At 46.8% G+C, this 17906-nt stretch carries 12 protein-coding genes; 2 read left to right on the top strand and 10 right to left on the bottom strand.

The window, feature by feature from the left end; all coding sequences use genetic code 11:
* Nucleotides 1-146 precede the first annotated feature (146 nt).
* The 10 genes from QT996_RS19840 to nfi all read right to left on the bottom strand — a co-directional run bounded on the left by QT996_RS19840 (nt 147) and on the right by nfi (nt 13023).
* The gene (locus tag QT996_RS19840; protein ID WP_333048478.1) at nt 147-1388 is read right to left on the bottom strand and encodes an HhoA/HhoB/HtrA family serine endopeptidase; all 1242 of its coding nucleotides are present in this window, start codon (nt 1386-1388) and stop codon (nt 147-149) included.
* Between the two features lie 578 nt (nt 1389-1966).
* Nucleotides 1967-3049 carry an AI-2E family transporter gene (locus QT996_RS19835; RefSeq protein WP_333048477.1) on the bottom strand — a complete coding sequence of 361 codons (1083 nt, stop codon included), beginning with the start codon at nt 3047-3049 and terminating at the stop codon, nt 1967-1969.
* Nucleotides 3050-3310: 261 nt separating this feature from the next.
* Nucleotides 3311-4381, bottom strand: coding sequence for a D-alanine--D-alanine ligase family protein (locus QT996_RS19830; RefSeq protein WP_333048476.1), 1071 nt, complete (start codon nt 4379-4381; stop codon nt 3311-3313).
* A gap of 193 nt (nt 4382-4574) precedes the next feature.
* Entirely contained in the window at nt 4575-5915 is a 1341-nt protein-coding gene (gene miaB, locus QT996_RS19825; protein WP_333048475.1) for a tRNA (N6-isopentenyl adenosine(37)-C2)-methylthiotransferase MiaB, read from the bottom strand.
* 195 nt (nt 5916-6110) lie between these two features.
* On the bottom strand, nt 6111-7250 hold the full coding sequence (locus tag QT996_RS19820; RefSeq protein ID WP_333048474.1) for a DNA cytosine methyltransferase: 1140 nt from the start codon (nt 7248-7250) through the stop codon (nt 6111-6113).
* Nucleotides 7251-7421: 171 nt separating this feature from the next.
* The gene (locus QT996_RS19815) at nt 7422-7850 is read right to left on the bottom strand and encodes a hypothetical protein (RefSeq protein ID WP_333048473.1); all 429 of its coding nucleotides are present in this window, start codon (nt 7848-7850) and stop codon (nt 7422-7424) included.
* A gap of 431 nt (nt 7851-8281) precedes the next feature.
* The gene (locus QT996_RS19810; RefSeq protein WP_333048472.1) at nt 8282-10285 is read right to left on the bottom strand and encodes an FHA domain-containing protein; all 2004 of its coding nucleotides are present in this window, start codon (nt 10283-10285) and stop codon (nt 8282-8284) included.
* A gap of 106 nt (nt 10286-10391) precedes the next feature.
* Nucleotides 10392-10922, bottom strand: coding sequence for an FHA domain-containing protein (locus QT996_RS19805; RefSeq protein WP_333048471.1), 531 nt, complete (start codon nt 10920-10922; stop codon nt 10392-10394).
* Between the two features lie 761 nt (nt 10923-11683).
* The gene (locus QT996_RS19800) at nt 11684-11914 is read right to left on the bottom strand and encodes a KGG domain-containing protein (protein WP_006631632.1); all 231 of its coding nucleotides are present in this window, start codon (nt 11912-11914) and stop codon (nt 11684-11686) included.
* A gap of 455 nt (nt 11915-12369) precedes the next feature.
* The gene (nfi, locus tag QT996_RS19795) at nt 12370-13023 is read right to left on the bottom strand and encodes a deoxyribonuclease V (protein ID WP_333048470.1); all 654 of its coding nucleotides are present in this window, start codon (nt 13021-13023) and stop codon (nt 12370-12372) included.
* Between the two features lie 742 nt (nt 13024-13765).
* Between nfi and QT996_RS19790 the strand changes: the two genes are divergently transcribed.
* Together QT996_RS19790 and QT996_RS19785 are read left to right on the top strand one after the other, a co-directional pair.
* A complete protein-coding gene (locus tag QT996_RS19790) occupies nt 13766-14590 on the top strand; it encodes a prohibitin family protein (protein WP_333048469.1) in 825 nt (274 codons plus the stop codon).
* Between the two features lie 269 nt (nt 14591-14859).
* A complete protein-coding gene (locus tag QT996_RS19785) occupies nt 14860-17871 on the top strand; it encodes an EAL domain-containing protein (RefSeq protein WP_333048468.1) in 3012 nt (1003 codons plus the stop codon).
* Nucleotides 17872-17906: the final 35 nt, after the last annotated feature.

The raw sequence follows: 17906 nt of genomic DNA, 5'->3' as shown, positions 1-17906 counted from the left end.
AGCTCGTCAGCAGGGTTTTGACATCACTGTTAGTGGTTGGCAGTATGGCTAATTGAGAATGGTGCAAGATCTCAGTTCAAACCAACTTAAACAATAAGCCAGGGACTAAAGTCCCTGGCTTAACTTAACCCACGATATTAACAATTCTACTGCTGCTTCTGGGCCGCTGGAAAAGCACCCGCTTTCACCGCCACAGTAACAGGTTGTCCCCCGCGACTCACTTCAAGCTGCAGATCGCTGCCCACTGTACTTTTCTCGACAATTTGCTGTACGCTGCCAGCATCGCTAACTTCTGCACCGTTGATTTTCTTGATCACATCGGCAACGCGAACTCCAGCTTGTGCCGCCGGAGAATCTTTGGCAATCCCCAAAACTAACACGCCTTTATCTTCAGTCAGCCTCAATTTGGGGTTGGGATTTTTATTGAATTCTGCCTTGACTTCGGGAGTAATGCTCAACATGCGAACGCCGAGATAAGGATGTTCGGCTTTTCCGGTTGTTACTAATTGGTCGGCAATTTGTTGTGCTCGATCGATCGGAATAGCAAAACCCAATCCTTGAGCGCCTTGAATAATAGCTGTATTCATGCCGATAACTTGACCGCGCTGGTTCAGCAGCGGACCACCGGAATTGCCGGGATTGATCGCAGCGTCGGTTTGAATAAAGCTGACGCGCTTGTCAGGAACACCGACATCGGCGCTAGAACGGCCTGTAGCGCTAATAATGCCCACAGTCACAGTATTGTCCAAACCGAGGGGATTACCGATCGCGATCGCCCATTCTCCCGGCTGTAACTCTTCAGATTTGCCCAAACTCACCACAGGCAAATTGGTAGCTTCAATTTTAACAACAGCCACATCAGTAACTGTATCTACGCCTAAAACTTTGCCGACAAATTCGCGGCCATCCTTCAGTTTTACCGTCACCGTATCCGCGCCATCAACAACGTGAGCGTTAGTCAAAATGCGGCCGTCGGAACCAAAAACAAAACCCGAACCGGAACCCCGTTCTACCCGACTTCCCGGTTGAATGGGAGATTCCGAACCGAAGAAGCGGCGGAGTTGCTCAGGTATCTCATCTGGAACTTGGTTCGTTACCGTGCGAGACGAATTGATCCGCACCACTGCCGGGCCGACTGCCTGCACAACTTTAGTAACAAAATTAGAGTCTTGAGAGGGCAGTATATTTGCAGGCAATGCTGAGATTGGCGCTGTACTTGAAGGTTCAGCTTGAATGGCGTTAGAACTTCCAGGAACTTTAGAAGTTAGGGCGTTGCACCCCACAGTTGCGGTGGAGCCGAGCAAAACAAGGGATAAAAAAGCCAGTTTTTTCGGCAACGAAAAACGGCGATAACGCACAGTTGTAGCAGGCATATTTTTGGTTGACATAGTATTGATTGCGGGGGAGTTAGAGCGATAGTTATAATTAGGGTTTTGCATTTTTAGCACTTACTGGAATTAAGTTAGAACTACAGGCTCTTTAATTTTAATTCAAGCATTGATGATATCTGCTTGACTGGTGGGGTTTACCCTACCTGGTGGGGGAGAAACCCGACACTCGCAGGTCTATTGTGGATTCGAGCTTTTGAGTGCGATCGAACTGGGTCTGCACTGGCGAATTGCTGTCTGAGTGGGATAATACAAACTACGCTAGCCAGCTCGCATATTCCGTATTTTCCGCAAACTTTTCACAGGATTGATATCCGAAGTCAACAACAATCCTGCACTCAAAAAAACCAGGTTTCTACGCAAAATCTTCGTTGTGAGCGATCGACGTTAACCTAGAAACGAGGTTTTTGACCCCGCCTGCATCCAGGAAGGATAGCAGCTAAAGCACCGGAAAGGCTCACCCTAAAGCAGGAAGTAAAAAACCTCTAAAGCCTCAACCTAAAGTACCCACTAAACCTAAGTCAAAATAGCCGGCCAAAACTCTCTCCAACTCTAAAATTTGAACGTAAGGAGGAATTTTATTGCTCCATAGTTTCAATGGAACTAACCGAATCGATTTCCCTCGACTTGTTCCTCGAAATTTCCAAAACATCAACAGTATTCTTAATAAAACCTGCCATCGGCACAGCAACTATCAAACCTGCTACTCCCGCCACCTTAACCCCCACCAACAGCGAGACTAAAATCCACACGGGATTGAGACCAATAAAACCGCCTAATAACCGAGGAGCAACCCCGCTTTCAATTACTTGCTCAATGACTGTAGCGACAGCTAAAACTGTGACGCCGAGCCAAAAGTTGTTTAATGTGATCAGCAAACTGACAATGCAAATACTGAAAGGTGCCCCGAAGGGAATGATGGTCATTACACCCACACCTAAACCAAACAGCAGTCCGAAGGGAACTCGCAAAATTAAAAAAGCAACAGTCATCGACAGTCCCATCAAACCCGCCAAAGTTGCTTGCCCGACGAAGTAGTTGTGGAAGCTTCGGGCCAGTAACTCTCGCAATTTAAAGCTCAGCTTGGATGGAAACCATTTAAACAAGCCTTCCCACAGGCGATCGCCGTGCAAGAGCAAGTAGAATGTCAGAACTATTGTCAGCAGGAAATTCAACAGACTGTCTGCCGCACCCAAGCCAAATTTGAGGATTTCGCCGGTGAGAGACTGCAATTGAGCTGAAAGTCTCTCGCTCAATTGGATAGTCAAACCCCTGACATCAATGCGGAGATTGCGATTTTCCGCCCATTTGTGAAATGCTTCAATCTGTTCTGTCCCGGAAACTATCCAAGTTGGGAGTCGGGTGGCGAGTTCAGTAATTTGGTTTAGCAGAATCGGGGCCAGAGTGACACCTAAAACCACCAATACCAGTAAAGTCAAAAACAATACCGACAAAACTGCTCGATCGCGCTTCAGGCCGTATTTCCGCAGAAATCGCACTGGATAATCTAGCAAAAAAGAGAACACTGTAGCGATGATCAAAACTGTAATCAGAGCGCGAAAATATTCAAAGACTAGGAGGGCTAACCAGCAGTTGAGTACCGCTAGGGGAAATACCAGTCCGTAAGTCCACCAATGCGACAGTTGAGTGAAACGTCTCATCTAAGTTAACCGAGTTAAATTTTGAGATGCAAGATGTGAGATTGACGTTGCTATTCGCCATTCTCCCTTAAACATTTTATGCTGCATTTAATTTATATCAGCCTGCTAAAAACTCCCAGTTGCTCGACCAGCAGCAGAAATAAGGCTGCGGGCAGGCACTGCCTGCCACAACCATGTTATATCGTTTCCGCTGGTATGGATAGATTACCTGCGGAAATAATTTTTTTTCTGTTGGCGCGGCAGCGGTTTGCAGCTCAGGATTCAACCTTTTTCCCCGTGCCGTTCAAGAGCTAATTGAATTAAACGGTCTACTAATTCAGGGAAAGAAATGCCGTCTGCTGCCCACATTTGCGGATACATACTGGTAGCTGTAAAGCCGGGAAAAGTGTTGATTTCGTTAATCAAAACTTCTCCGGTTGATTCAATGTAGAAAAAGTCTACTCGCGCTAAACCTGCCGCGTCTATAGCCAAAAATGCTTGTACTGCCATTTCTTGGATTTTCGAGACGATCGCACTGCTGACTTTTGCCGGGATTGAGCAGTCGGCTTGTCCCTGGGTATATTTAGTTTCATAGTCGTAGAAATCGCTTTGGAAAGTAATTTCTCCCACCGTTGAAGCTTGGGGATTATCGTTACCCAAAACTGCACATTCTAATTCTCTAGCAACCACACCCGCTTCGACAATTATCCGCCTGTCGTAGCTGGCGGCGCTGTCGAGAGCTGCTTCTAATTCAGCGCGCGATCGAGCTTTAGAAATTCCCACTGACGATCCCAAATTAGCGGGTTTTACAAAGCAAGGATAGCCCAACTCAGCTTCAATTTGGTCGCACAGTTTGGGGAAAACGCAAGGATTAGACCAGATTTGTGAACGGTTGACAGCGATGTATTTTACCTGTGGCAAACCAGCCTGAGCAAAAGCCATTTTCATCGCAATTTTATCCATTCCCAGCGCCGAACCTAAAACCCCCGAACCGACAAAAGGAATTTGTATTAATTTCAGCAACCCTTGCACCGTACCGTCTTCGCCGTTGGGCCCGTGCAAAACAGGGAACCAAACATCTACGGCATTAAAATTAGGAAACTGTCCCGCGGGAGAGTCGTTTTGTCCTGGTTCTTGCTCTATTTCGAGAGGTTTTCCGGTGGCTAAGACTTGTTGAGGTAATGTTCCCGACAGCCAGCGGCCGTTTTTTTGGATGTAAAAGGGCAGAACTTCGTATTTAGAGGCATTTTCGTCAGCAGCGAGGGCACGGGCGATCGCCCGCGCCGAACTAATTGAGACTTCGTGTTCGCCCGATCGCCCCCCGAACAATAGCCCGATCCGCATCTTTGTCATTTTTCAATACTCCCGGTACTTTTTGACAAATATACACGCAGTTAGCGCAGCTATCACAGGAAGTATGCGACCGAAACTGAGAATTAAGCATAAGCTGTTGCGAATTTAAATTGTATATTGCGGGCGGCCTCGAAGAAACTGCCCAGTCATAGTTGGATTATTTCTTGACATACAATTTAAATGCCCCAACAGCTTAGAGCATTTCTCCTGTCAAACTAAAAGCGCGAATATCTGTAATTTTAACCCGCACAATTTTACCCGCCAATTCCGCAATATCTCCCTTAAAAAATGTGAGACGATTGCCGCGAGTGCGCCCCATCACTTGAGTTGGATCTTTAAGATTCTGGACTTCCACCAAAACCTCTTCAGTGCGTCCGAAATAGCGCTGCGATCGTTCCATCGCCGTTGTTGTCACCACATGATTGAGCCGTTGCAGGCGATCGGCTTTCACCTCCTCACTCAACTGATCTTCCCACAAAGCCGCGGGCGTCCCAGGGCGAGGGGAATAAGCCGCAGTATTCACCAAATCGAAACCAACATCTTCGATCAACTTCAAAGTCTTTTCAAACTGCGCTTCCGTCTCGCCAGGAAAACCGACAATCGCATCCGCAGTAATCGAAGCATCCGGCATATAACGGCGAATTGTATCAATAATCCTGCGGTATTTCTCCTGAGTATAGCCTCGCGACATCGCCTTCAAAATATCATTATCTCCCGACTGAAAAGGAATGTGAAAATGTTCGCAAACCTGCGGTAATTCCGCACAAGCCTTAATCAATCTTTCTGTAAAATAGCGCGGGTGGCTAGTAGCAAATCTGAGGCGATCGACACCAGGCACATCCTGCACAAAATAAAGCAAATCTGTCAAAGTATGCTGGTTGCTGCCGTCCGCTTTTGTCCCCGGCAAATCGCGTCCGTAAGCATCAATATTTTGCCCCAACAAAGTTACTTCCTTGTAACCTTGACGGCCCAAATCCTCCATTTCCGCGCGAATAGCCTCCGGCATTCGCGACTGTTCAACGCCACGAACATTCGGCACAACACAATAAGTGCAGCGTTCATTGCAGCCGTAAATTACATTCACCCAAGCAGTCACCTTGCTATCGCGGCGCGGCTTAGTAATATCCTCCATAATTTCAACAGCTTCAGTCGCCACAACTTGATTGCCCTCAAAAACTTGTTCCAGCAAATCTTCAAGTCGGTTAGCGTGTTGTGGCCCCATTACTAAGTCTAATTCCGGCACTCTCCGCAGCAGCGCTTCACCTTCCTGCTGCGCCACGCATCCAGCTACAATTAAAGTTAAACCCGGTTCTTGGCGCTTGCGATGAGCTTGCCTTCCGAGGTTAGAATAAACTCTTTGTTCGGCATTGTCGCGAATCGTGCAAGTATTGTAGAGAATCAAGCTAGCTTCGTTCGGGTCTTCCGAGAACTCAAAGCCCATATTTTCCAGAATGCCGGCCATCCGTTCCGAGTCGGCTTTATTCATCTGGCATCCGAAAGTAGTGATGTGATAGCGGCGGGGTTTAACGGTCATGGCGAATTGCAGGCAAATAAAAATATAGGTTTTCAACCTTAACAATTTATTATAACACTTCTATGTTAAAGGAGATACGTCTAGTAATTGAGACTTTTAGTAATTGTAGGGTGCGCCATGCGCCCCTTACCGCTACAAAGAGTTTTAGATAACCGACAAATTCGGCGAAGTCGGGTATCTGGCTATTCGTTTTTTTTAGTTATATAAAAACTGTAAAATTGTTTTGGCAATACCTTGTGCAGCCAAATAAGGAACCCCATTGCCAACAGTTTTAAACATATTAGTCAACGTCATCTCAGCCGGCAGTGCAAACTCTTTTGGCAGTGACTGAACAGCCAGTGTTTCTGCAACAGAAAGCCGACGAAGTTTGTAAGGGTGCAAGTGAACCTCGTTATTGCCGTAACAAGCGGTCGGCGAATAACGCCACCGATGCAATCGCTTGAAAGATTTTTTTGAATCATCTCCTTCATCAACGGAAGCAAACCGCTTAATGCCAGCTTTTGGTTTGAAATAGTGTTTGGCATTGGGATGGTTGAGAACGTCATTTTTTTGGAACCAAAATTCTACCGTTAAATCTTGGGGAATGCCATCAGGACAAGGCACGAAACCATCACCTGCAAAGGCAGTTTTATCCGGCCAAGGATGAGAAAAAATTTCTGATTTGGGATATAATACCTGACTTTGCCAAGGAAATAAACTTTCGGGTAACATTTGGCTTTTTTCATCTAGGGGAATACCCATATCTTTGACAATATTTTTTCTAAAGCCAATCAAAATAATTCTGTCTCTATCCTGTGGGACACCGTATTCTATCGCATTAATTAAACGTTCGACAAAAACGTATCCCGAATCAGCCAACTGATTTTTGAGTGCGTCGTAAAAAGCTTTATGTTTTTTGGTTCTCCACAAACCTTTGACATTTTCAAATAAAAAGAAATCCGGCTGCTGCTGGCAAATTAATTCAATGTATGAAGCTGAAAGTTGACCTTTATCTCCTTCTTGACCCCGGTTTTTGCCACCAATAGAAAAGTCAGGACAAGGCGGGCCCGCGATAAATCCCACAATATCGTGATGCTTGCGGGCATCCTGCATCAATTCCCGCAGGCGAAAAGCTGGTTCTCCCCCTACAAGTCGAGTTACATCTGCTTCCTCTCCTTCGCAATATCCGTATTCTGGTAGCGGCAAATTCAGGCACTGCCGAGAATAGCGGTATGCTTGCATGAAAGGTGGGAAAATTTCATTGACATACGCTACATTAAAGCCGATCGACTCAAAACCCAGATCGAGCAAGCCAGAACCCGAAAAAAATGAGAAAATACAAGGAGGACGGTGCATTGAAGGATCACAGCAATTTTGAGTTGAGCTTACTATAAATTATGTTGGGTGCCCAGGGAGGGCTACACCTTACAATAAATTTTATTGGGAATTGGGAATTGGGAATTGGTAGAATACCCGGGGCGGGTTTGAGACGATTATTGTTGGTAAAAACCCCCCCTACAGGTATTATTACAACCATTGGCCGCCTCGGAAACGCCAGTGGGGAAACAAAATCCGCATCAGTGTTTGCGACGCCAGATAAATAGCTAGCCACACTAAACTATAATGCAAAGCAAAAGCTCCCAAGTCAAAATCTTGTGCAGGTATCCCGGGCAAACCAATAATTTTGATTAAAAATAACACAAAAAGTGCTTCCCAAATTCCAGCGAGCAATTGAAACGCGCCGGGCCAATCTCGATCCCAGCGAAACTGCTGGATGTAAATATATAAGGCATCCCAGCCGATGCCAAAAATCGCTACATACCCTAAAATCCAGAAAAAGATTGAGCCTGATTGGGAGGTAATTAAACCCAAACAAAAGGGCAGCGTTACTAAAACGCCTACGGTTGCAAATAACAATAACCGAGTTTGCCAACGGCCGAATAAAGTGGGGGTCATGCGATTTTAGATTGAATGGGAAGGTTGTTCGATTTTAGATTTTAGATTGAATGGGAAGTTTGTTCGATTTTAGATTTTAGATCTTAGATTTTAGATTGAATGGGAATTTTATTCGATTTTAGATGTTAGATTTTAGATTTTAGATTGAATGGGAAGGTTGTTCGGTTTTAGATTTTGGATTTTAGATTTTAGATTGAATGGGAAGGTTGTTCGATTTTAGATGTTAGATTTTAGATTGAAGGCGAAGTTCGTTTAAATCAGTTAAATCTTACATCTTTTACCATTTTCAAGAACAGGCAAGATGCCTGTTCCACAAAGAGTGAGTTTTATTGTGAGGTGGGCAGGATGCCCCCCGTAAAAAACCTATTGAAATACTGCAATATCTCAGTTAAATCCTGTACATTGCTTGTTGCCGAACTTCCTCCTTCAAGTTAGTCGGGGGATTTATTTAAAATCCACTTCAACCACTGCACGAACGATCGCCAAACGCTCAATTTCCGCACACCAGCAACCCGGTTGGCGGCCAGACTTTCAACCGATCGCAAGGCGGCGTATTGCAAGCCCAAAAAACTGTCTACGGGCGCGTAAGGCCCCCCCAAAGTAATCGCGCCTGCTGCGTATACCCGCCCTTCTGCGTTGCTAGCAGAAGAATTCCGCAATTCGGGCACTTCAAAATTGTTGTTAACACTCAGCCGGCCCAAACCGTTAAGGGGAAGATTATATTGAGCTACCAAATCGTTTAACAGGGGACTGGTTTTTACCTTAGCGTCCAAACCCGTAGCATCAATAATAAAATCAGCTTCTAACTTAATTTGCCCCTTGAGTTCCTTCTCCTGAATGTACGTCACCGTGCGGTTTTGACTGTCGCGCTCAACTCGCTCGACTTCCCCGAAGGTAATTTGATACCATCCTTGACTTAAACCTTCTTTCACAATCCGCCGCCAGTCGCTACGCTTGGCTGTAGTAGTGCCACCCCAGTCTGTGAGCAACTGCGGCCGCAATTCAGGCGCGGCTTCTTCTAAAAGTACGCGGAGTTCCCCGCCCCAGCAAGCTTTCGGCCAGTTGAAAGGTTGAAATTCGTAGTGATTTTCGACGCTGCGCTGAGCGAGGTTAAATTTGTTGCCTTGGGGTTTGGGCGATCGCATCAAATGCAATACTTGAATATTGCGGTTCCGCTGTCGCGCTTCGTAAATTCGCTGCACCACCCGCGAAGCCACAATTCCCCGGCCTCTAATTAACACGCTGCCGCCCTTGGCCTCCAATTTTTCGTAAACGCCGTCGTGGCTTTCGTAAGCGTTGACAACCGACTCAAAATCCTGGGTTTTTTCGCGGTAAGCTTGCAAGTCGGGCAGAAATTGAATGGCGGGATAGCCGGTGGCTAAGTGTACGTATTTGGCGATTAAAAAAGCGTGGTCGCGGTGATCGGCATTCGATCGAGAATAAGCGATCGCGTACCTGCCGTCATCTGTTTTGCGAATTCCCCGCACTCTACCGTAGCGAAACATCTGATTCCACCCAATTCGATCGACTTCCCTATCAATAGAATCAAACACATTCACCGCGCGAGGCGTATAAGTTTCGGCAAAAGTCGGTTCAGCAAACACCTGCCACATCAACTTCAACGACATCCCCAAACGCCCTTTGAGCAATTCCTGCCAAGCTTCCCGCAAAGCATAGGGAGGCCACCCCCAAATGTTGTCTGGACAAGAGTCAGAATTCGATCGTAGGCGTTCCCGCAGCGGAATTTGGGAATTAAGGCATAGACGTAGATAGCGGGCGTAAGGCTCGTTTTCCATGCCCAAAACCGCAATTCGATCGGTTTTCACGCCGCAAATTCTCAGCAAATCCACCCAAATAAAGCTGCCCAAACCGCCGCCAACAGCAGCCCAATCAACTTCTGTCACAGGGAGTCCCATAGATTCGAGCGATCGCATTGACACTTGAGAAGCGTGCAAAAATGCGATCGGCGGAAATTCTCCCCTACTACTTGTTTGAGGAAGCTGCAACATTATTTGCTGGCCCAGTGCGGGGTCTGGCCCATTCGTCTGCGGGTTAAAGAAAATGTGAGAATTGACCGACAGCGTTTCAGGGGAATTAACAGCAAAAGAAATGCCGATCGCGTAGGGCCCAACTTGCAGCATATCCCCGTTTGCCAGCGCGCAACGGGTTTGGCTAACGCCGTTAACAAAAGTACCGTTGCGACTACCCGTGTCAGTGAGTAAAATACTGTTACCTTCGGTGCCAATGACTGCGTGAAAGCGAGAAACTTGACTGCTGCTGAGCGCAATTCGAGAAACTCGTTTCCCATTGATAGTGGCCGGCATAGCTTCAAAAATTCGTCCCAAAGCGATGGGTAAGTCGAGTATCGGGGATCGACAATCCCCCGTAGCTGTATCTGTCCAAGTCAGTCGCAGGCGCAAGGGTGGAGAATTCATGATTATTTTTTAAACATCAGCCGTCGGCTTTGAGCTTTCTGCAAAAAAGATTTTTGAATTTGAGAGTGTTTAGCGGATAGCCCAATTTTCCCTTTTTCAAACACTTTCACGGAGACAGCATCACACTCGCCGCCGCAGCCAAAGAAGTACCGCACCACGGACACCCCGCATTCAACTGTGCGTAAGGCGAAATTCGGCTGCACTTCGGACACTGCAAACCGTAGCTTGAAGGCCCCGTCGGCGGGGAAGAACTTTGAACCGGAGGCCCGGACAGCAAAACAGTCAGCGGCGGGGCTACCTCTACCTCCGTCACCTTCAGCACCTCAATTTCCACTTGACCTAAATGGAGGTGGCTGTCGGATCTCAATGTTGCTTCGCCTTGGGTGAGAATTTTTCCGTCTATCAGGGGCGGATTGCTTTCGCGCAAATTCCGCACTGCATACTCCTGCAATTCCTGATTAAAAAATATTTCAACGTGCAGCCCCGATACGCTGGGATGCGAAAATACTATATCGCACTTCGCCGGATCGCGCCCGAGCCTCACGGTTCCCGGATTTTTGCTCGGCTGTCCGTTTTGAATTGTCTGAGTTTGACGCACTCCAGCTTCTGTCCATGCTAAAGTGAGCTGGTTTGTCATGATTTTATAGTTAGCTCAAAAATATAATAAAAAAATATTAGCTGATTTATTTGGAGGACGGAGTTCCTCACCAAAAAACTTAATTAGAATTATTGACGCAGACTCGATCGAACTTCTAATATCGTTTCCGGTTGCATCGGAATAATAAAATCGAGTCAACAGTTAACACTCATACCAATTTAATGCGAAGTTGCACATATCTCGATCCCCCTAAATCCCCCTTAAGAAGGGGGACTTTGATCGGAATCTTGTCCCCCCCTTATTAAGGGGGGCTAGGGGGGATCGGATTCTATGCAGCCTCATAAAAAATTGGTATCAACTATTCAGTTTTTCGACCCGCCCGTCAACAGTCAACAGTCAACAGTCAACAGTCATGAGGAGTGCAACCGGAATTGATATAAAAATATTATGTGCAGCTAAACAAAAAAGCCCTGAGTTCGGGGCTTTTAGTGCTCGTATTGGCTTTTTTTGAGATACTGACTCGCGCTTGCCAGCTTTTCTGTCCCGCAAAATTATTGACCGCAGTGCAGCTTGGTTAAAAAATTGCCGTTCAAGATTGGCCAGCTATTATTAAAAACTCATTCCTGTGGGGTTTTCACATTTGCGAAGCTTTGGTGCGCTAGGGACGAATTTTGGAGGTGGGGCGATCGAAGTACCTCGGTAACTTCGATCGCCCCACCTCCTCAAACGTTCACTGTCCTAGTGCTATCTCTCACGCTGCAGCTGTGCAATCTTTCCTTACAAGGCCAGGCTTGAGAGACTTAAGCTTCGCTCTTGCGGCTTTTCCGACCGCCTTCGCGACCAATTTGAGCCATGTGTTCGCGATTTCTGCTGACAGCTTCACCGCCTTTTTGGCCAGCTTGTCTGGCTTCTTCAGGGGTGAATTCGTGTGCAGTGCCTTTCTCGTGTGCAGCTTTTCCGCCTTTGCTAGCAATTGCGCGCTGTTTTTCTGCATCCATAGAAGCGAATCCGCGTTTGCTTTTCTCAGCCATGACTGTCTCCTTGTTTGTTTCTGATTTTTTAGCTCGATCGCGCCTTCGCCTCCCACTGTCGTGGTTACTCCCAGTCAGTGGTGAGATATCCGACGGTAAATTATGAAACCTCATCACACGAATCTAAGCTTTTGGTTTAACTCGCAGGATGACTCTTTCATAATTTACAAATGTGAACTAAAAATAGTTCACGCCCGGGCACTATAGTTAGAGCCGCCAATGTTTTAAGATTGTTACTGTCTTTCAATCATTCTATAAACCGCCCCAACTTTTATACCTCTTTCTCAGGTATAGTAATTCTTTAGTTCGCTGGAAGGATGGAACCGAAAGCTGATCGGCGGTAGACTCAGAGGATTTTTTGACTCGGGTGGCGCCACCTCAGAAAATTAAAAGTCCAAAGACGGATGCTTTTTTGGTCTTTTTACTTTTTTTTTGATGCCTTCCGCGCTTGCCAGTTATCCCGATGTTAGTTGGTCGGCCGATCGAGTTGTTTCTGGTAAGCGATATTTTGGGGCGCAGCGCAGGACGTACGCGATCGCGCTTATCAAGTTTACCTTATGACCGATCGAAACATAAATCGGCTTTACCCCTGTTTGCGTCCTCAACGCTGCCCCTACGGTTGATCCCTCCAGCAGCAAGGGTTGCCAACTGCCTCGGTCGAGCCCGACTTCTGAATGTTCTCCAATAAATCGATTTTTGGCAACTCCGATCGTGGGAATCCCTGTCAAAACCCCCAAATGGCACGCAAGACCGAATCTGCGGGGATGCGCTAGTCCTTGACCGTCGCACAATATCAAGTCTGGTATCAAACTGATATTTTCCAAAGCTTCGAGAACTGCCGGCACTTCTCGAAAAGACAGGAAACCCGGAATATAAGGAAAAGTTGTAGGACTACGAACTACAGCTTGCTGCTGCAACTGCAAGTGGGGAAAGCTCAGAACTGTTACAGCGGCCCGCGATACGTCGTTTGCACTGTCGTAGCCGACATCTACGCCTGCGACGTACCGAACTGTCTCCAGTTGATTTTCGGTAATAACCTCTGACCGAAGCTGTTCTTGAATGACGATCGCCTCTTCAACTGTCTGCGGCCAAGGGTGTCGCTGCAACATTTTGATTTTTCTTCAAGCGTTCTCATCTAAGCTTAACTTATTTTCTGGCATTTTTAAACTCAGATTTTTATCGTTTGTAACTATAAATTCCTAACTTGCCCAAGGAGTCTTTTTTTCTAGTCAGGAGGGTTGAGGAAGGGGGGCGATGCCAATTCTACCAATAGAGTCTGTAGGTGGGAGAGTGAAATTCTATCTTTCGCTTGTGCTTGCACCAACCCCCAAATGTTTTACCGGCACGCACCTCTAATTTTCTACTCAAAACTCACAAAAAATACCTATTTGATGCTGATTTTTTAGCTTTCTAGAAAGCTTTATCTTTCCGATCGCCATTTTATTCCTTGTCGGAGAGCGATCGAGCTATCTATTTACTTCTTCTCTATCTAAAAAAATCCTCATTGTCAAGATAAGTGAAACATTTATTCATCAATAATCTCACCCAGCTATAGCAATCCTCGCATCATTTGTGAATTTCTTACTTTCTCCCCAAACCCGCGGGGAGAGTTGGGGTAGGGTAAAAATTTACGACTCCTGCAAGGATTGCTATATAAGTGCCATTCATTGTTCATCCCCGCTCATCGAGCTAAGAGGTTCCCAGACCCTCGCAACTATATGAGTTTTATGAAAAAAAATCAATCAATTTATGAGTTGTTGCCCCCTTAAGATGAAGTTATAATCTTAGATAATATCGAATAGAAAACTAACATCAAGTAACACCACATAGGTTAAGCAACATATGAAAACCATGCAAAGTGTTCGGTACAACCTAGCTCTCTACAGCGTCGGTGGCATCGTCTTCATCATCGCCGCCTTAATTTTAAGACCTTTTGCGATCGTCGGTGCAGGGGAACGGGGCGTCATGATGCGCTTCGGCAAAATTCAAGACGCGATTTTAGATGAAGGCATCCACCCGATTTTACCGATCGTCACTTCTGTAAAAACTCTCAGCGTGCGGGTACAAAAAACCGACCTGCAAGCAGATGCAGCATCCAAAGACTTGCAAAAAATTACTACAGATTTGGCAGTCAACTGGAATGTTGACCCCGCCCACGTCAATCAAGTTTTCCAACAAATAGGAGACGAAGAACAAATTGTTACCAGCATTCTTAGTCCGGCAATTTCGGAAGTCCTCAAAGCAGCAACTTCTAAAAAGACCGCAGAAGAAATTATCACTAAGCGCACGGAACTAAAAACAGAAATAGACAACACCCTCAAAAAGCGTTTGGAACCTTACGGCGTCATCGTCAGAGATGTTTCGTTAATAAATTTTGGCTTTTCTCCCGAATTTAGCAAAGCCATCGAAGCCAAGCAAATAGCAGAACAAGAAGCTAAACAAGCAGAATTTACAGTTCAAAAAGCCACCCAAGATGCTCAAGCTGAAATTAACCGTGCTAAAGGTAAAGCTGAAGCTCAACGCTTGCAGCGACAAACTTTAACAGCCGAAATTTTGCAGCAGCAAGCGATTGAAAAATGGAATGGCCAGTTTCCAACAGTAATGGGAGGAGGCGGAACTTTGCCGTTAATTAATATTGCGCCGCCGAGCTCTCAAGCTGCAACTCCTGCTAAATAAGCTGCTCGACATCCCGATTAACGGAGCGCGGGGAGAAGGGGAGAGGGGGAGAGAGTCTGAGGGGGAGAAGAATAGAGGGTTTTTCACTGGGGAAGTGAAGATGTGCTTTTTTAAATGCCCAACAGCAAGCGTAGAAAATACAACTAACAACTAAGGTTAATTTCCGCTTACTTAAGTATCACTATAGAATTTACGTGGCGCGAACCCTGAAAAACGCTAAAGTAAGAAGCAACTCGGAAATTGTAAAGGTTAGCTTGAAACTTCGGCTGATGGGAGATCGCGAGAACCAGTCAATTTCTAATTTAGGTGAAGTGGGGGGTGTCGGCGATCGCCATACTGCGTCAGAAGCCGTGTGGCTGAGCGATCGAGCTTTGGCCGCTACTAGCAGCGGCATTGTTATTGCTGACGCCAATGCACCCGACTGTCCCATAATTTATTGCAATCCGGCCTTTGAACGGATGACAGGTTACTGCGCCAATGAAATCTTGGGGCGCAATTGCCGATTTTTGCAAGGCCCGGATACCGATCGAACTACTGTAGCTAAAATCCGCGACGCCTTGCGCCAAGGTCGAGAAATCCAGACAACAATCAAAAATTACCGCAAAGACGGCACTCCTTTTTGGACCAAATTATCGCTATCTCCCGTGCGAGACGACAGCGCTAATTTGACTCACTTCGTAGGAGTTCAGTCTGACTTGTCGGAACCCATCGGTGAAGTGCAGCAAGCATTGCAGCAAGCTAACGACAAACTGCAAACGATTTTGGACGCAGTTCCGGGAACAGTATCTTGGATCAGCTCGGATTTGCGCTATTTGGGGGTTAACCAGCATTTAGCCAAACTGCATGGTTTGCGGCCGTCGGCTTTTGTCGGTCAAGATATTGGTTTTCTGGGCGCTAGCTCGGATTTTAACTCTTTTGTGGTGGAGTTTTTTGCCGGCGACGCTACGGAAGCGGTTAAAGAACTCAACGTTAAGCTACAAACTGACGGGGGACAGTCGGATGGATACTATTTGATTGTGGCTCAAAAGTACGATCGGGGCAAAGCAGCTTGTCTGGTAGGAATTGACATTACCGAGCGCAAGCGGGCCGAACAAGCTCTGGTGCTGACTCGCAAGGCCCTGGAAAGTTCGAGCGACGCGATCGGCATCAGCGATGCGGACGGCACTCACATCTATCAAAATCAAGCGTTTTCTCAGCTATTTGAATGGGACACCGCAGAGGAATTCAAACTAGCCGGAGGTATATCGGCAGTTTTTGCTGACGCCACAGTCGCAAGGGAGGTACTCGACACGATCGCCCAGGGTTATTCTTGGTCAGGTGAAGTTACTAACCGCACTAAAAGTGGCCAAATTTTGCCAATGCTGCTGCGGGCAGATGCGATTAAAGACCGCACAGGGAAAATTATTGGTCTGATTTACATTAATACCGACATTACCGACCGCAAGCGCACGGAACAAGAGCTGCGACAAAGCGAGAAGCGCTTTCGATCGTTGATTGAAAATGCTAGAGACATTATTGTGATTCTCGACGAGAAAGGCTTTTGCCGCTATGTATCTCCTTCCCTAGAGCGGATTTTGGGCTACCCGACGGCGGAAGTCCTCGGCAGGTCTATATTTGACTTGATTCACCCTGACGAATTGCCGATGGTGGATCAAGTGTTCAAAGGTGTCATGCAAACGCCGAAAGTTAGCCTGGGAATGGCGGAATACCGAGTGCAGCACAAGGAAGGTTTCTGGTGCGTGTTGGAAGCGGTGGCGACGAATTTGCTTGACGAACCTTCGGTGCGGGGAATTGTGGTCAACTGTCACGACGTGACTGAGCGCAAGGTGGCTGAAGAACAACTGTTACACGATGCTTTACACGATGCGCTGACGGAGTTGCCGAACCGCGCTTTGTTGACTGACAGGTTAGGGCAAGCTTTTGCCCGCGCCCAACGGCATCCGAGCGATCAGTTTGCGGTGCTGTTTCTGGATTTGGACAGGTTTAAGGTGATTAATGACAGTCAGGGACACCGCACGGGCGATCGGCTGTTGGTGGCTGTGGCTCGCCGTCTCTTGACTTGTTTGCGGCCAGGGGATACAGTCGCTCGTCTGGGGGGAGATGAATTTGTGATTTTGCTAGAAGAAATTCACGGTGTTGATGAGGCGATCGCCCAAGCAAAGGAAATTCTCAAAACAATCGAGCAACCGCTTTCTTTGGAAGGTAATAAAGTTTTAATTACTGCTAGCATCGGCATTGCTTTAAGTACCGACAAATATCAGTGGCCGGGAGATATTTTGCGCGATGCTGATATTGCGATGTACCGGGCAAAAGCTCTCGGTAAAGCTCGCTACGAAGTTTTTACCAGTGCGATGCACACTCAGGCTGTGGCTTTGATGCACTTGGAACACGATTTGCGGGAGTCGGTTGAAGAACTAAATTTGAAATATTCCATATTGGATTTCGGATGTGTGGCGGTGGAGGACAACTCGCCGATGAGCGAAATCGATCGCAAGTTGGAGCGTCCGAAGTCGCCATTGGCTCCTTTTAAATTGGAATGTCCTTTTACTGTTTATTATCAGCCGATCGTTTGTTTAAAAAGCGGCTCAGTTATCGGATTTGAGGCGCTGGTGCGCTGGCTGCACCCGGAACGGGGTTTAGTTTCCCCGATGGAATTTATTGCGATGGCGGAGGAAACAGGGTTAATTACGCCTTTGGGTTTGTGGGTTTTGAACGAAAGCTGCCGCCAAATTATTAAGTGGCAGAGTTTGAATTTACCTGTGGGAAATTCGCGGCTGACAGTTGCAGTAAATCTTTCCGGAAGGCAGTTTGCGGAACCGGAATCGATCGAGCAAATTAAGCAAGTTTTGCTGGAAACAGGTGTTGACGCTCGCTGTTTGAAGTTGGAGATTACTGAGAGTGTGGTGATGGAGGATGGAGAAGCGGCGGCGGGGATGCTTTCGCAGTTGAGAGACTTGGGTATCGGGCTGTGTATTGATGATTTCGGCACTGGTTATTCGTCTCTGAGTTATTTGCACAAGTTCCCGATTAATATTTTGAAGGTCGATCGCTCTTTTGTCAGTCGCATCGGGGAAATGGGCGAAAATTTGGAAATCGTGCGGGCGATCGTCATGCTGGCGCGCAGTTTGGGGATGGAGGTAGTGGCAGAAGGGGTCGAAACCGCCGTCCAATTGGCTCAAATGCGGGCGATCGGCTGTGAGTACGGTCAGGGGTTCTTTTTCTCTAAACCTCTCGACAGTGAGGCAGCTACAGCGTTGTTGAGGCGATCGCCCAAATGGTGAACTGAACTAAATATTTAACCGGATCAAATTGCTTG

Source organism: Microcoleus sp. S13C4, from assembly GCF_036700865.1.
Taxonomy (GTDB): domain Bacteria; phylum Cyanobacteriota; class Cyanobacteriia; order Cyanobacteriales; family Microcoleaceae; genus Microcoleus.
The sequence above is the reverse complement of the archived record's forward strand: the minus strand, read 5'-3'. Positions and strand labels throughout refer to the sequence as shown.

Bases quoted from the DNA above. Each gene is read 5' to 3' on its own strand.
- QT996_RS19800 (WP_006631632.1), bottom strand. From the start codon at position 11,914: ATGGCTGAGAAAAGCAAACGCGGATTCGCTTCTATGGATGCAGAAAAA.
- QT996_RS19815 (WP_333048473.1), bottom strand. From the start codon at position 7,850: ATGACCCCCACTTTATTCGGCCGTTGGCAAACTCGGTTATTGTTATTT.
- miaB (WP_333048475.1), bottom strand. From the start codon at position 5,915: ATGACCGTTAAACCCCGCCGCTATCACATCACTACTTTCGGATGCCAG.
- QT996_RS19805 (WP_333048471.1), bottom strand. From the start codon at position 10,922: ATGACAAACCAGCTCACTTTAGCATGGACAGAAGCTGGAGTGCGTCAA.
- QT996_RS19785 (WP_333048468.1), top strand. From the start codon at position 14,860: ATGGGAGATCGCGAGAACCAGTCAATTTCTAATTTAGGTGAAGTGGGG.
- QT996_RS19810 (WP_333048472.1), bottom strand. From the start codon at position 10,285: ATGAATTCTCCACCCTTGCGCCTGCGACTGACTTGGACAGATACAGCT.
- QT996_RS19835 (WP_333048477.1), bottom strand. From the start codon at position 3,049: ATGAGACGTTTCACTCAACTGTCGCATTGGTGGACTTACGGACTGGTA.
- QT996_RS19790 (WP_333048469.1), top strand. From the start codon at position 13,766: ATGCAAAGTGTTCGGTACAACCTAGCTCTCTACAGCGTCGGTGGCATC.
- QT996_RS19830 (WP_333048476.1), bottom strand. From the start codon at position 4,381: ATGACAAAGATGCGGATCGGGCTATTGTTCGGGGGGCGATCGGGCGAA.
- nfi (WP_333048470.1), bottom strand. From the start codon at position 13,023: ATGTTGCAGCGACACCCTTGGCCGCAGACAGTTGAAGAGGCGATCGTC.
- QT996_RS19840 (WP_333048478.1), bottom strand. From the start codon at position 1,388: ATGTCAACCAAAAATATGCCTGCTACAACTGTGCGTTATCGCCGTTTT.
- QT996_RS19820 (WP_333048474.1), bottom strand. From the start codon at position 7,250: ATGCACCGTCCTCCTTGTATTTTCTCATTTTTTTCGGGTTCTGGCTTG.